The following is a 15,913-nucleotide window of genomic DNA, read 5'->3' on the forward strand; positions in this document are numbered from 1 at the left end:
TCTCTGGGTGGGGCGGGGCCGGCGGGGCGGGGACGGGGGCGGCGGGGAGGTCAGGCGGCGGAGTCCCGCAGGGCCAGCTCGATCAGCGCTTCCGCGTCGAGTCCGTCGATGCGGTCGAGGGCGTCGTCACCTTCGCTGCCGCCGCTGTGGCCCCCATCGAACGTGCCGCCGCCTGAGCCCTGCTCGGGCGCGGACTCCGCCCCGGCCTGCGGGGCGAGCGCGAGGAGGGTGTCCAGCAGTCCCGCCCCGCGGAGCACGTCCAGCGGTACGGCCGCCAGCGCGGCCCGGATCCGGGCCTCCTCCGGGTCCCGGCCGCCCGTACCGCCTTCGGGCGTGAGGAGCTCGAGGAGGTGGCCGGCCACGGCGGAGGCCGTGGGGTGGTCGAAGACGAGGGTCGGGGGCAGTTTGCGGCCGGTGGCGGCGCTGAGGCGCTGGGCGAGCTCCCCGGCGGTGAGGGAGCTGAACCCGATGTCCTTGAAGGCCCCTTCGGGGTCGACGTCCTCGGGTCCGGCGTGGCCGAGGACGGCCGCGACGTCGCGGCGCACCCGGTCGAGGGCGATCTCGTACCGCTCGGCGGGATCGGCCGCGGCGAGCCGGCCGGGCAGGCCGTCGTCGTCGGCCGGCCGCGTGTCGTCCCCGGCGCCCGTGGCCTCGCGTACGCCGGGCAGTTCGCCGATGAGCGGGCTGGGCCGGAAGGCGGTGAACCCCTTCGCGAAGCGCGGCCAGTCCATGTCGGCGAGGGCGACGCACACGTCCTCGCGGTCCAGGGCCCGGCCGAGCGCCCGCACGGCCTGGACGGGGTCCATGGTGCGCAGCCCGCGGCTGCTGAGGAACTCCTCGCCCGCGCCCTCGCCCATACCGCCGCCGCCCCACAGGCCCCAGGCCACGGAGGTGGCGGTGAGGCCCTGGGCGCGCCGCTGTCCGGCGAGGGCGTCCAGGGCGGCGTTGGCGGCGCCGTAGGCGCTCTGGCCGCCGCTGCCCCACACTCCGGCGCCGGAGGAGTAGAGCACGAACGCGTCGAGTTCCAGGCCCTGTGCGCTGGTGAGTTCGTGCAGGTGGCGGGCGCCCGCGACCTTGCCGGCGTACACGTCGGCGAAGGAGGGGGTGCCGGTGTCGAGGAAGGCCTCGGAGTGCGGGATGCCGGCGGTGTGGAAGACGGCGGTCGGCGGGTGGGCCTCCAGGAGGGCTGCGAGCGCGGCCCGGTCGGAGACGTCACAGGCCGCGACGGTCACCTCGGCGCCCAGGGCGCGCAGTTCGGCGGCCAGCGCCTCGGCGCCGGGGGCGGCGGCGCCGCGCCGGCCGGTGAGGACGAGGTGCCCGGCGCCCGCTCCGGCGAGCCAGCGGGCCACGTGCGCGCCGAGGGCTCCGGTGCCGCCGGTGACCAGGACGGTGCCGCGCGGGGTGTACGTACGGCGGGTGGGGGTGCTGCCGGCCGGGACGAGCCGGCGCCCGTAGATGCCGGAGGGCCGTACGGCGATCTGGTCCTCGCCGCCGGGGGCGGTCAGGGCGCGGACCAGGCGCTGCCAGGCGCGGTCATCGGGGGCGGCGGGGAGGTCGACGAGGCCGCCCCACAGCAGCGGCTGCTCCAGGGCGATACCGCGTCCGAGGCCCCAGACCTGGGCCCCGGCGGACTCGGGTACCTCGCCCGGGGAGACCGCCGTGGCGCCGAGGGTGACGGTCCACAGCCGGGCCGTGAGGCCCGCGTCGGCGGCGGCCTGGGCGAGGAGGGCGGTACCGGTGACGGCGAGGGGCAGGTCGGGGTGGGCGGGGTGCGGGAGTTCGCCGGCTCCGAGCAGGGAGAGCACCCGGGTGACGCCGGTGTACGGGGCCAGGGCGGCGGCCAGCTCGGTACGGGTCACGGTGGCCGCGTCGACGGTGAGCCGTTCGGTACGGGCCCCGTGGCGGGTGAGCGCGGTCTCGGCGGCGTCGGCGAGGGCGGCGTCCGCGAGGGCCGTCTCGAGCCCGGCGGGGACCACCAGCAGGACCGGCCCGTCGAGCACGGCGGGGGCGTCGGCCCCGGTGAGGGCCTTCCAGGTGGTGCGGTAGCGCCAGGCGTCGATCCCGGCCGGCTCGGCGACGGCCCGGGCGGCGGCGGGGGCGGAGGGCTCCAGCCAGTGGTGGCGGTGCTGGAAGGGGTACGTCGGCAGGTCGACGCGGCGGGCGCCGGTCCCTTCGAAGAGGGAGGCCCAGTCGATGTCGGTGCCGCGTACGAACAGCTCGGCGGCGGAGGTCAGGAGCCGCTCCAGCCCGCCCTCGTCGCGGCGCAGGGAACCCACGGCGAGCACGTCGGCGGTCTCCTGGACGCCCATGGTCAGGACGGGGTGGGCGCTGGACTCCACGAAGGTGCCGAAGCCCTTGGCGAGCAGCACCTTGACGGTGTCCTCGAAGCGCACCGGCCGGCGCAGGTTGCGGTACCAGTACGCGGTGTCGAGGGCGGGCTCGCGGAGCAGGCCGCCGGTGACCGTGGAGTAGAAGGGAACCTCCGGACGGCGCGGGACGATCGGCGCGAGCACCTCCAGCAGCTCGGCCTCGATCCGCTCGACGTGCGCGGAGTGCGAGGCGTAGTCCACCGGCACCTGACGCGCCCGGATCCCCTCGGCGACGGCTTCGGCGACGAACGCGGCCACCGCGTCGGCATCACCGGCCACGACCGTGCTCGACGGGCCGTTGACGGCGGCCACGTCCAGCCGGCCGGTCCAGCCCTTAAGCCGCTCCTCGACGTCCGCGAGCGGCAGCGGAAGGGAGGCCATCCCGCCCAGCCCCGCCAGCTCGCGCCCGATGACGGCGGCGCGCAGCGCGACGACCCGGGCCGCGTCCTCCAACGACAGGGCTCCGGACACGGCGGCGGCGGCGATCTCACCCTGCGAATGCCCGATGACCGCATCCGGCACCACACCCAGCGAACGCCACACCTCGGCCAGCGACACCATCACGGCCCAGGTCACGGGCTGGACCACATCCACCCGGTCCAGCGAGCGGCCTTCCCTGACCACCTCGACCGCGTCGAAGTCCACGAAGGGCGCCAGCGCATCGGCACACTCGCGCATCCGGGCGGCGAACACCGGCGAGGACTCCAACAGCCCCGCACCCATCCCCACCCACTGCGTCCCCTGACCCGGGAACACCCACGCCAGACGGCCGTTCGCGGCGGCCACACCCTCCACGGTGACCGGGCCCAGGGCCACCCGGCGGTGCTCGAACACCGACCGCGTGGTCGCCAGCGAGTACGCGACGTCCAGCAGCGGCAGGTCCGCGGGCAGCCGTTCGGCCTGGGCGCGCAGCCCGGCCGCCGACCTGCCCGACAGCACCACCGGTACGACGGGCAGCTCGCGCACCGGCCCGGCGGCCTCGTCCACCGGCGCCGGCGCAGGCGCCTGCTCCAGGATCACGTGGGCGTTGGTCCCCGACACGCCGAAGGAGGACACGCCCGCCCGGCGCGGGCGGCCGCTCTGCGGCCACTCCCGGGTTTCGGTCAGCAGCTCGACGGCGCCCGCCTCCCAGTCCACCTGCGCGGACGGAGCGTCCACGTGCAGGGTCTTGGGGAGCTTCCCGTGCTCGAGGGCCTTGACCATCTTGATGACGCCGCCCACACCGGCCGCGGCCTGGGCGTGCCCGATGTTGGACTTCAACGACCCCAGCCACAGGGGCTGTCCGGCGACGCGCGCGCTGCCGTAGGTGTCCATGAGGGCCTGGACCTCGATCGGGTCGCCCAGCTTGGTGCCGGTGCCGTGCGCCTCGACGGCGTCCACGTCGGCGGCGGTGACCTGGGCGTCGGCGAGGGCCTGGCGGATGACGCGCTGCTGGGCGGCGCCGCTGGGCGCGGTGAGCCCGTTGCTGGCGCCGTCCTGGTTGACGGCCGAGCCCCGCAGGACGGCCAGCACCCGGTGGCCCTTGCGTACGGCGTCGGAGAGCCGTTCCACGAGCAGGATTCCGGCGCCCTCGCCGGGGCCGAAGCCGTCGGCGGCGTCGGCGAAGGCCTTGCAGCGGCCGTCGGCGGCGACTCCGCGCTGGCGGGAGAACTGGACGAAGACGGCGGGGGTGGACATGACGGTGACTCCGCCGGCCAGGGCGAGGTCGCATTCGCCGCGGCGCAGCGACTGGGCCGCCTGGTGGAGGGCGACCAGCGAGGAGGAGCAGGCGGTGTCGACGGTCACGGCCGGGCCCTCGAGGCCGAGGGTGTAGGAGATGCGGCCGGAGGTGAAGCTGACGACGCTGCCGGTGAGCAGGTCGCCCTCGAGCTGCGCGGACGGCTCGTGGACGCCGGAGGTGTAGCCGCCGTCCCAGGCGCCGACGAAGACCCCGGTGCGGGAGCCGTGCAGGGAGCGGGGGTCGATGCCGGCCCGCTCCAGGGCCTCCCAGGAGGTTTCCAGCAGCAGTCGCTGCTGGGGGTCCATGGCCACGGCCTCCCGGGGGGAGATCCCGAAGAAGCCCGGGTCGAAGGCTCCGGCGGCGTCGAGGAACCCCCCTTCGCGGCAGTAGGAGCGGCCGGCCGCGTCGGGGTCGGGGTCGTAGAGGCCCTCGACGTCCCAGCCGCGGTCGCCGGGGAACGGCGAGACGGCGTCGGTGCCGGTGGACACCAGCTCCCAGAGGGCTTCGGGGGTGTTGACGCCGCCGGGGAAGCGGCAGGCCATGCCGACGATCGCGATCGGCTCGTGAGCCTGGGCCTCCAGTTCCTTGAGGCGTTCGCTGGTGCGGTGCAGTTCGGTCGTGGCCCGCTTGAGGTACTCGCGGAGCTTCTCTTCGTGTCCCATGTCTCGTCACCCGTCACGTGCTGTGCGGCGGTTCAGAACCGCTCGTCGATGAATGCGAAGATCTCGTCGTCGTCGGCGTCCTCGATGGACTCGGCGACGGACACCGGGTCGCCCGGGTCCGAGGGGCCGGTGGTGCCTCCGATGCCGTTCCACAGGCCGGTGAGGGCGGCGAGGCGGCCCGCGATCTCCTTGTGCGCCGTTTCGTCCGGGGTGGCGGCGGCCTGTCCGGTCAGGGCGCCGAAGAGGGCTTCCAGCCGGTCGAGTTCCGCCATGACGGAGGTCGCGCGGGCGTCCGCGGCGGCCGGGGCCGGCGGGGTGTCGTCCTGCGGGGCGAGTGCGCGGCGCAGGTGTCCGGCGAGGGCCGCCGGGGTGGGGTGGTCGAAGACCAGGGTCGCGGCCAGGCGCAGCCCGGTGGCGGCGGCGAGCCGGTTGCGCATCTCGACGGCGGTGAGGGAGTCGAAGCCGAGCTCCTTGAAGGCCCGGTCGACGGTGATGCCCTCGGGGCCGCCGTGGCCGAGTACGGCCGCGGCGTGGGCCCGTACCGCTTCGAGGATCAGTTCCTCCTGCTCGTCGGCGGGCAGGCCGGCGAGCCTGTCCGCCAGGGTCTCGGCGGCGGGGCCGCTCTGCCGGCCGGTGCCGCCCTGGGGGTCGGTGGCGCCGACGAGGGTGCTGAGGAAGGGCGGGACGGGCCCGGCGGCGCGCAGGGCCGCGTGGTTGAGCCGGATCGGGACCTGGAGGGGGCTGTCGACGGCCTGGGCGGCGTCGAAGAGCGCGAGGCCTTCGCTGTCGGTGAGGGGCATGACGCCGCCCCGGGCGAGGCGCCGGTGCATGCCGCTCTGGTCGAGGTGTCCGGCCATGCGGCTGTTGGTGGACCACAGGCCCCAGGCGAGGGAGACGGCGGGCAGGCCCAGCGAGCGGCGGTAGCCGGCGAAGGCGTCGAGGAAGGCGTTGGCGGCGGCGTAGCCGCCCTGGCCGGGGCTGCCGAAGAGGGCGGACGAGGAGGAGTAGAGGACGAAGGCCGACAGGTCGAGGTCGCGGGTCAGTTCGTGCAGGTTGAGCACGGCGTCGACCTTGGGGTGCAGGACGGTGTCGAGGGCCTCGGGGGTGAGGGTGGGCAGGGTGCCGTCGGAGAGGACGCCCGCGGTGTGGACGATGCCGGTCAGGGGGTGTTCGGCGGGGATGGCGGCGAGCAGTTCGGCGAGCTGTTCGCGCTCGCCCGCGTCGCAGGCCCGTACGGTGACCCGGGCGCCGAGTGCGGAGAGTTCGGCGGCGAGTTCGGGGGCGCCGTCGGCTTCGGGTCCCTGGCGGCCGGCGAGTACGAGGTGGCGTACGCCGTGTCCGGTGACGAGGTGGCGGGCGACGGCGCTGCCGAGGGTGCCGGTGCCGCCGGTGACGAGGACCGTGCCGTGGGGTCCGAAGGACGGCGGCATGGTCAGGACGAGCTTGCCGGTGTGCCGGGCCTGGCTGAGGGTGCGGAACGCCTCGCGGGCGTGGCGGATCTCGTGGACGGTCAGCGGCAGGGGCTCGAGGATGCCCGCCTCGAAGAGCGCGAGGAGTTCGCGGAGCATCTCGCCGACCGTTTCGGGGCCCGCCTGGACCAGGTCGAAGGCCTGGTAGCGGGTGCCGGGGTGGTCGGCGGCGACGGTCTGCGGGTCGCGGACGTCGGCCTTGCCGAGTTCGAGGAAGTGGCCGCCGCGGGGCAGCAGGCGCAGGGAGGCGTCGACGAACTCCCCGGCGAGGGAGTTGAGGACGATGTCCACGCCCCGGCCGCCGGTGCGCTCGAGGAACTCCTCCGCGAAGGCGGTGGTGCGGGAGTTGGCGAGGGCCTCGTCGGCGAGGCCGAAGCCCCGCAGGGTGTCCCATTTGCCGGTGCTGGCGGTGGCGTACACGGTGAGGCCGTGGTGGCGGGCCAGCTGGAGGGCGGCCATGCCGACGCCGCCGGCTGCGGCGTGGATCAGCAGGGACTGGCCGGGGGTGGCCTTGGCGAGGCGGGTGAGGGCGTACTGGGCGGTGAGGAACACCGCCGGGACGGAGGCGGCCTGGGCGTAGGTCCAGCCGGCGGGGACCGGGGCGACCATGCGGTGGTCGGCGACGGCGTGGGGGCCGAAGCCGCCGGTCCACATGCCCAGGACCCGGTCGCCGGGGGCGAGTCCGCTCACGCCGGGGCCGACCTCGGTGACGACGCCCGCGCCTTCGGCGCCCATGACGGGGTCGCCGGGGTACATGCCGAGGGCGATGAGGGTGTCGCGGAAGTTGATGCCGGCGGCGCGTACGGAGATCCGTACCTGGCCCTCCTCCAGGGGGGCCAGGGTGTCGGCGGCGGGGGCGAGGCGCAGGCCTTCCAGGGTGCCGGTGCCGCTGGTGGCGAGCCGCCAGGCGGGGGTGTCGGCGGGCGGTACGAGGAGGTCCGCGCGGCCCGCCGCGTCGCCGTGGCCGGTCCCGTCGCCGGGGCGGGCCAGGCGGGGGGCGCGTACGGCGGCGCCGCGGACGGCGAGCTGCGGTTCGGCGGAGGCGAGGGCGGCGCCGAGGGCGGCCCCGTCGGTGTCGGCGGCCGGGTCGAGGTCGAGGAGGGCGAAGCGGCCGGGTTCCTCGGACTGGGCGGAGCGGATCAGGCCCCAGAGGGTGGCGGTGGCCGGGTCGCCGACGTGCTCGTCGGGCCCGGCGGCGACGGCGCCCCGGGTGACGAGGGTGAGGGTGGTGCCGGCGAGCCGGTCGCCGGCGTCCAGCCAGGCCTGGGCGAGGTCCAGGGCCCGGTGGGTGACGGCGTGGGCGGCGCCGGCGTCGGGCCGGGGGTGGTGCGGGAAGGAGACGGCGACGGTGTCGGGGGCCCCGCCGGCGGCGGCGGCCTCCAGCAGCGCGGGCAGGTCCGGGTACCAGTCGCCGTGGCCGCCGGCGCCCTCCAGGGCGGCGAGGACCTTGGCGTGGTCCTCGCCGACGACGGCGATGCGGCGTACGGGCGGGGCCGCGGGGGTGTGCTGCCGCTCCCAGGTGACCTCGTACAGGGATCCGTTGCGCTTGCCGCTGCCGGCGGGTCCGGCCGCGGCGGCGAGCTGCTCGTCGGAGACGGTGCGGACGAGGAGTTCGGCGATGTCGAGGACGGGGCGGCCCTCCTCGTCGGTGCAGCGCAGGCTGACGGCGTCCGCGCCGGCGGGGGTGACGGACACCCGCAGCCGGTCGGCGCCCTCCGCGTGCAGGCGTACGCCGCGCACGGCGAAGGGCATGCGGGCGCGGCCGTCGTCGGGGAAGAACGCGCCGAGGCTCATGGCCTGGAGCGCGGCGTCCAGGAGCGCGGGGTGGAGGCCGAAGCCGGCGGACGCCTCGCGGGTCTGTGCCGGGAGGGCGACCTCGGCGTGGACGGCGGTGCCTTCGCGCCAGCCGTCGCGGAAGCCGCGGAAGTGCGGCCCGTAGTCGTAGCCGCGGGCGGTGAACTCCTCGTAGAAGGCGTCGGGTGCGGGCCGCCCGGCGGGGCGGGCGGCGGGCGCCGGCCAGGGGGCGGGCGCGGCCGGCGGGGTGTCCGCGGCGGGGGCGACGACGGCTTCGGCGTGCCGCTGCCAGGGGGAGCCGGGGGCGGCGCCCGCCTCGCGGGAGTGGACGGTGAGGGTGCGCCGGCCGTCCTCGGCGGCGGCGGTGACGAGCAGGCGCAGCTCCACGGCCCCGTTGTCGGGCAGCACCACGGGGGCCTGGAGGATCAGCTCGTCGAGGTGGCCGCAGCCGGACTGCCGCCCGGCCCACAGGGCCAGGTCGACGAGGGCGGCGCCGGGCAGCAGGACGGTGCCCAGCAGGGCGTGGTCGGCGAGCCACGGGTGGGTGTCGGCGCCGACGCGGGCCGTGTAGACCACGGACCCGGACTCGGGGAGTTCGACTCCGCCGCCGAGCAGGGGGTGGCCGGCCTCGTGGAGGCCGATGGAGGCGGCGTCGCCGCGCCGGGCGGGCGCGTTGTACCAGTAGCGCTCGCGCTGGAAGGGGTAGGTGGGCAGCTCGACGCGGCGGGAGCCGGTGCCGAAGAGGGCGTCGGCGTCGATCTCGACGCCGCTGACGTGGGCCATGCCGAGGGCCGCGCCGAACCAGCGGGCGCCGCCCTTGTCGCGGCGCAGCGTGCCGAGGACGGAGGCGCGGGCGCCGGTGTCGGCGACGGTCTCCTGGAGGGAGGTCGCGAGCATCGGGTGGGGGCTGGGCTCGAGGAAGACCTCGTGGCCGTCGGCGACGAGGGACCGGGTGGCCTCCTCGAAGAGGACGGGTTCGCGCATGTTGCGGTACCAGTACGCGCAGTCGAGGGCGGCGGTGTCGAGGAGCCCGCCGGTGACGGTGGAGTAGAAGGGGATCTCGCCGCTGCGCGGGGACACCGGGGCGAGGGCCTCCATCAGCTGGTCCTTGAGGGCGTCGACCTGGGCGGAGTGCCCGGCCGTGTCCACGCCGGGGATGGCGCGGGCGTGGACGCCTTCGGCGGTCAGCTCGTCGAGGAGTTCGCGCAGCGCGGCGGGCTCTCCGGCGACGGCGGCGGTGCCGGGGCTGTTGACGGCGGCCACGGACAGCCGGTCGCCGAAGCGGGCGAGGCGGGTGCGCAGTTCCCCGGGGGCCAGCGAGACGGCGATCATGCCGCCCTTGCCGGCGAGGGTCAGCCAGGCCTGGCTGCGCAGGGCGACGATGCGGGCGGCGTCGTCCAGGGACAGGCCGCCGCTGACGTACGCGGCGGCGATCTCGCCCTGGGAGTGGCCGACGACGGCCGACGGGTGGACGCCGAGGGAGCGCCAGGCGGCGGCCAGCGACACCATCATCGTGAACAGGACGGGCTGGACGACGTCGACGCGGCCGAGCGAGGGCGCGCCGGGCACCTGCCGCAGGACGTCCATGACGGACCAGTCCAGGTAGGGGGCGAGGGCGGCGTCGCAGGCGGCGGCGCTGTCGCGGAAGGCGGGCGAGCGGTCGAGGAGGCCCTCGGCCATGGCGGGCCACTGGGAGCCCTGTCCGGGGAAGACGAAGGCGATCCGGTCGCCGGGTCCGGCGGCTCCGCGCAGTACGGCCAGGTGCGGGCGGTCCTGGGCGAGGGCGTTGAGGGCGTCGAGGAGTTCCTCGCGGCTCTCGCCGATGACGGCCGCCCGCTGTTCGAAGCGGGAGCGGGCCGTCAGCAGGGTGTATCCGGCGTCGGCGGGGTGCAGGCCGGGGTGTTCGAGGAGTCCGGCGCGCAGCCGGGCCGCCTGGGCGCGCAGTGCGGTGTCGGAGCGCGCGGACAGCAGCAGCGGGACGGTGACCTCCTCCCACCACTCGGTGCCGGCTTCGGGGGCGGGGGCGCTCTCCTCGCCGGGTGCGGTGGCGGCGGGTGCTTCCTCCAGGATGACGTGGGCGTTGGTGCCGCTGATGCCGAAGGCGGAGACGGCGGCGCGGCGCGGCAGGTCGCCCTGCGGCCAGTCGAGGTCGTCGGTGAGCAGGGACACCGCTCCGGAGGACCAGTCGACGCGGGGGGTGGGTGCGTCGACGTGCAGGGTGCGGGGCAGGGTGCCCCCGCGCAGGGAGAGGACCATCTTGATGACGCCGGCGACGCCGGCGGCGGCCTGGGTGTGGCCGATGTTGGACTTCACGGAGCCCAGCCACAGCGGGTCGCCCTCGGGGCGGCCCTCGCCGTAGGTGGCGAGGACGGCCTGGGCCTCGATGGGGTCGCCGAGTTCGGTGCCGGTGCCGTGGGCCTCGACGGCGGAGACCTCGTGGGGCTCGAGGCCGGCGTCGGCGAGGGCCTGGCGGATGACGCGCTGCTGGGAGGGGCCGTTGGGGGCGGTCAGGCCGTTGCTGGCGCCGTCCTGGTTGACGGCCGAGCCGCGGATCACGGCGAGGACGGGGTGGCCGTGGCGCCGCGCGTCGGAGAGCCGCTCGACGAGGAGCATGCCGGCGCCCTCGCCGAGGGCGACGCCGTCGGCGCCGGCCGCGAAGGCGCGGGAGCGGCCGGTGGGCGACATGACGCGCTGGCGGGAGAACTCGACGAGCATCTCGGGGGTGGACATGACGGTGGCGCCGCCGACGAGGGCCAGCCCGCATTCGCCGCGCCGCAGGGACTGCACGGCCAGGTGCAGGGCCACCAGGGACGCCGAGCAGGCCGTGTCGACGGTGACGGCCGGGCCCTCGAGGCCGAAGACGTAGCTGAGCCGCCCGGACATCACGCTGGCGGAGTTGCCGGTGCCGAGGTAGCCGTCGAAGTCCTCGTCGCCGTTCTGCAGCAGCGGCATGTAGTGCTGGCCGTTGGTGCCGACGAAGACGCCGGTGCGGCTGCCGCGCAGCACGGTGGGGTCGAACCCGGCGCGCTCCAGGGCCTCCCAGGAGGTTTCCAGCAGGAGCCGCTGCTGCGGGTCCATGGCGAGGGCCTCGCGGGGCGAGATGCCGAAGAACTCCGGGTCGAAGTCGGGGGCCTCGTGCAGGAATCCGCCTTCGCGGACGTACGTACGGCCCTTCGCGTCGGGGTCGGGGTCGTAGAGGCCCTCCAGGTCCCAGCCGCGGTTCGTCGGGAAGGTGCTGATGGCGTCGCCGCCGCCGCGCAGCAGCTGCCACAGCTCGTCGGGGGTGTTGATGCCTCCGGGGAAGCGGCAGGCCATGGCGACGATCGCGACGGGCTCGGCGTCCCCGCCGGCGGGTGCGGCCGCGAACGCGGCGGACGCCTCCTCGGCCTCCTCCTCGGTGCCCGACGCCAGCTCCTGGAGGTGGCGGGCGACGGCGGCGCTGGTGGGGTGGTCGAAGACGAGGGAGGGCGCCAGTTCCAGACCGGTGGCCTCGCGGAGCCGGTTGCGCAGCTCCACGGCGGTCACCGAGTTCAGGCCGAGTTCCCGGAAGGCCCGGTCGGGGGTGATCCCGTCGGGGCTGGTGTGGCCGAGTACGGCCGCCACGTGCGAGCGCACCAGCCGCAGCAGCTCGCGCCGCTGCTCGTCGGCCTGCTTCCCGCGCAGGGCGCCGGCGATGCGGGCCGCACCGCCCTGCCCGGCCCCGGCGGCGGCCTGCTCGGCCGCGCGCAGGGCGCGTACGGCGGGCAGTTCGTCCAGCAGCGCGCAGGGGCGGGCGGCGGTGTAGGCGGCGGCGAAGCGCGCCCAGTCGACGTCGGCGACGGCGATGCCCGTGTCCCGGCGTCCCACGACCGCGTCGAGCGCGTCGAGGGCCCGCTCCGGGTCCAGGAACTCCAGGCCGGCGAGCCGCATCCGGTCGGCGGCGGGGCCGGTGAGGGCGCCCTGCCAGGGGGTCCAGGCCACCGAGGCGGCGGGCAGCCCGCGCCCGCGCCGGGCTTCGGCGAGGGCGTCGAGGTGGGCCGTACCGGCGGCGTAGCCGCTCTGGCCGGCGCCGCCCCACACCCCGGCGACGGAGGAGAAGACGACGAAGGCGTCGAGTTCCGTGCCGTCGAGCAGGGCGTCGAGGCGGCCGGCGAGACCGGTCTTGGCGGTGACGGCGGCGGCGAAGCCCTCCATCGTGGTCTCGGCGAGGGCGGTCGGCGCGGGCGTCGGCGGGGCGACGTAGACGGCGGACGGCGTGTGCAGGGCGAGGAGTTCGCGCAGCGCGGCGTCGTCGCCGAGGTCGCGGGCGTCGAGGGTGACCCGGTCCGCGAGACCGGCGAGTCCGGCGCGGAGCGCGTCCGCGTCGGGGAGGGCCGGGGCCTCGGCGGCGAGGACGACCCGGTCGGCGCCGGCGGCGAGGAGCCTGCGGGCCAGCGGCCCGCCGACGGTGGCGAGGTCCCCGACGAGCAGGACGGTGCCGCGCGGGCCGGCGGCCCCGGGGGCGGGGGCGAGGGCGGCCGGGACGAGCCGGCGGCCGTAGGTGCCGGAGGGGCGTACGGCGATCTGGTCGTCGGCGCCGGGGGTGGCGAGGACGGTGGCCAGCCGCTGGTAGGCGCGGGCGTCGGGCTGTGCGGGCAGGTCGACGAGACCGCCCCACAGGGAGGGCAGTTCGAGGGCGGCGACCCGGCCGAAGCCCCAGGTCTGGGCGGCGGCGGGCGACGGGGACTCGGCGGGCGACACGGCGACCGCGCCCCGGGTGGCGGCCCACAGCCGCGCCCCGGCGCCGGCGTCGGCGGCCGCCTGGGTGAGGGCGAGGGTGGCGGCGAGTCCGAGCGGGACGCCGGGGTGGCCGGGGTGCTCGCCCTCGGTGAGGGCCAGCAGCGACAGGATGCCGCTGAGCTGCGGGGTCTCCCGGCGGGAGGCGGCTTCGGCGAGGGCGGCGCGCAGCAGGGACCGGTCGGCGTGGACGGGGTCGATGACGAGGGTCTCGACGGTGGCGCCCCGGCCGGTGAGGGCCTCGCGGGCGAGTTCGGCGCTCGCGGAGCCGGCCGGGTTGTCGGGCAGCACGATCAGCCACCGGCCGGAGAGCCGGGCGGCGCTCTCGTCGGAGCGCAGGCTCTTCCAGGTGACGCGGTAGCCGAGCCCGCTCCCCTCCCCGCCGTCGGGGCGGGCGGCGGGGGCGGCGGCGGGGCCCGCGGGCAGCCAGTGGTGGGTCCGCTGGAAGGCGTAGGTCGGCAGGTCGACGGGGCGGGCGCCGGTCCCTTCGAAGAGGGAGGCCCAGTCGATGTCGGTGCCGCGTACGAACAGTTCGGCGGCGGAGGTCAGGAGGCGCTGGAGGCCGCCCTCGTCGCGGCGCAGGGACCCGGTGGTGAGTACGGGGGCGCCGGCGGCTTCGGCGGTCTCCTGGATGCCCATGGTCAGGACCGGGTGGGCGCTGGATTCGACGAAGGTCCCGAAGCCCTTGGCCATCAGGCCCTTGACGGTGTCCTCGAAGCGCACCGGCCGGCGCAGGTTGCGGTACCAGTACGAGGCGTCGAGGGTGGTGGTGTCGACCGCTTCGGCCGTCACCGTGGAGTGGAAGGGGATCGTGGCGCGGCGCGGGGTGACCGGGCCGAGGACCTCGAGGAGTTCGGCCTCGATCCGCTCGACGTGCGCGGAGTGCGAGGCGTAGTCCACGGGCACCTGGCGGGCCCGGATCCCCTCGGCGACGGCTTCGGCGACGAACGCGGCCACGGCGTCGGCGTCTCCGGCCACGACGGTGCTGGAGGGGCCGTTGACGGCGGCGACACCCAGCCGGCCGGTCCAGCCCTTCAGCCGCTCCTCGACGTCCGCGAGCGGCAGCGGGAGGGAGGCCATGCCACCCAGACCGGCCAGCTCGCGCCCGATGACGGCGGCGCGCAGCGCGACGACCCGGGCCGCGTCCTCCAACGACAGGGCTCCGGACACCGCGGCGGCGGCAATCTCACCCTGCGAATGCCCGACCACGGCATCGGGAACGACGCCCAGCGAACGCCACACCTCGGCCAGGGACACCATCACGGCCCAGGTCACGGGCTGGACCACGTCCACCCGGTCCAGGGACCGCCCCTCCCGCACCACCTCGACCGCGTCGAAGTCCACGAAGGGCGCCAACGCATCGGCACACTCGCGCATCCGGGCGGCGAACACCGGCGAAGACTCCAGGAGCCCCGCACCCATGCCCACCCACTGCGTCCCCTGACCCGGGAACACCCACGCCACGCGCCCGTTCTCGGCGGCCACGCCCTCCACGGTGACCGGGCCCAGGGCCACCCGACGGTGCTCGAGCATCGAGCGGCCGGTGACCAGGCTCAGCGCCACGTCCAGCGGGCGCAGCGCGGGGTCCTGCTCCTGCCGGGCGCGCAGGCGGGCGTCCTGGGCCTTCAGGGCGGCTTCGGAGCGGGCGGTGAGGACGAGCGGGACGACGGGCAGCTCACGCGCCGCTTCGACGGCCTCCACCACCGGCTCCGGCGCCTGCTCCAGGATCACGTGCGCATTGGTGCCCGACACACCGAACGAGGACACACCCGCACGGCGCGGACGGTCCACCTCCGGCCAGTCACGCTCCTCCGCCAACAGCTCGACCGCGCCCGCCTCCCAGTCCACCTGGGAAGACGGCGCATCCACATGCAGAGTCTTCGGCAGACGCCCGTGCTCCAGCGCCTTGACCATCTTGATGACGCCACCCACACCGGCCGCCGCCTGCGCGTGCCCGATGTTCGACTTCAACGACCCCAGCCAGAGCGGCTGTTCCACCGACCGCTGCCCATACGTCGCCAGCAGCGCCTGCGCCTCGATCGGATCCCCCAGCCGGGTCCCCGTACCGTGCGCCTCGACCACGTCCACATCCGCGACACCCAGACCCGCGCTCTCCAACGCCGCCCGGATCACCCGCTGCTGCGAAGGACCGTTCGGCGCGGTCAGCCCGTTGCTCGCACCGTCCTGGTTCACCGCCGAGCCCCGCACCACCGCCAGCACCCGGTGCCCCTTCGCCACCGCATCCGACAGCCGCTCCACCAGCAGCATGCCCACGCCCTCGGCCCAGCCGGTGCCGTCGGCCGCGTCGGCGAAGGCCTTGCACCGGCCGTCGGCGGCGAGCCCGCGCTGCTGCGAGAACTCCACGAAGGTGCCGGGGGTCGCCATGACGGTGACGCCGCCGGCCAGGGCCACGTCGCATTCGCCGGTCCGCAGGGACTGCGCGGCCAGGTGCAGGGCCACGAGGGACGAGGAGCAGGCGGTGTCCACCGTCACCGCCGGGCCCTCCAGCCCCAGGGCGAAGGAGATGCGGCCGGAGACCACGCTGCCGGAGGTTCCGGTGCCTCCGTAGCCGCCCGCGTCGTCGAGCGCGGCGGGCCGGTCGGTGCCGTAGTCGTGGTACATGGCGCCGACGAAGACGCCGGCCTTCGTCCCCCTCAGCGCGGACGCCGGGATACCCGCCCGCTCCAACGCCTCCCACGAGGTCTCCAGCAACAACCGCTGCTGCGGATCCATCGCCACCGCCTCACGCGGCGAAATACCGAAGAAGCCCGCATCGAACTCCCCCGCCTCATGCAGGAAACCCCCCTCCCGCACATACGAACACCCCGGAACACCCGGCTCCGGATCAAACAACCCCTCAACATCCCAACCACGGTCACCCGGAAACCCCGACACCGCATCCACACCCGACGACACCAAATCCCACAAACCCTCAGGCGAACCCACCCCACCCGGGAAACGGCACGCCATCCCCACGATCGCGATCGGCTCGCTGCCGCGCTCCTCGGCCTCGCGCAGGCGCGCTTGGGTCTCGTGGAGCTCGGTCATGGCGCGGCGGAGGTACTCGCGGAGCCTGGCTTCGTTGCCCGTGGAGTCCTGGTTGGTGTCGTGAGCGGACACAGCTCTCCCCTGGAGGTGTCGGTG

The 15,913-nt window shown here is 75.9% G+C and carries 2 protein-coding genes; both read right to left on the minus strand.

Annotated elements, in window-relative coordinates; translation table 11 throughout:
* Positions 1–50: 50 nt before the first annotated feature.
* A complete protein-coding gene (locus tag OOK34_RS32610; RefSeq protein ID WP_267037757.1) occupies positions 51–4,751 on the minus strand; it encodes a type I polyketide synthase in 4,701 nt (1,566 codons plus the stop codon).
* 32 nt (positions 4,752–4,783) lie between these two features.
* Positions 4,784–15,889, minus strand: coding sequence for a type I polyketide synthase (locus tag OOK34_RS32615; protein WP_267037758.1), 11,106 nt, complete (start codon positions 15,887–15,889; stop codon positions 4,784–4,786).
* Positions 15,890–15,913: the final 24 nt, after the last annotated feature.

It is taken from the genome of Streptomyces sp. NBC_00091, from assembly GCF_026343185.1.
GTDB lineage: Bacteria > Actinomycetota > Actinomycetes > Streptomycetales > Streptomycetaceae > Streptomyces.

Bases quoted from the DNA above. Each gene is read 5' to 3' on its own strand.
- OOK34_RS32610 (WP_267037757.1), bottom strand. From the start codon at position 4,751: ATGGGACACGAAGAGAAGCTCCGCGAGTACCTCAAGCGGGCCACGACC.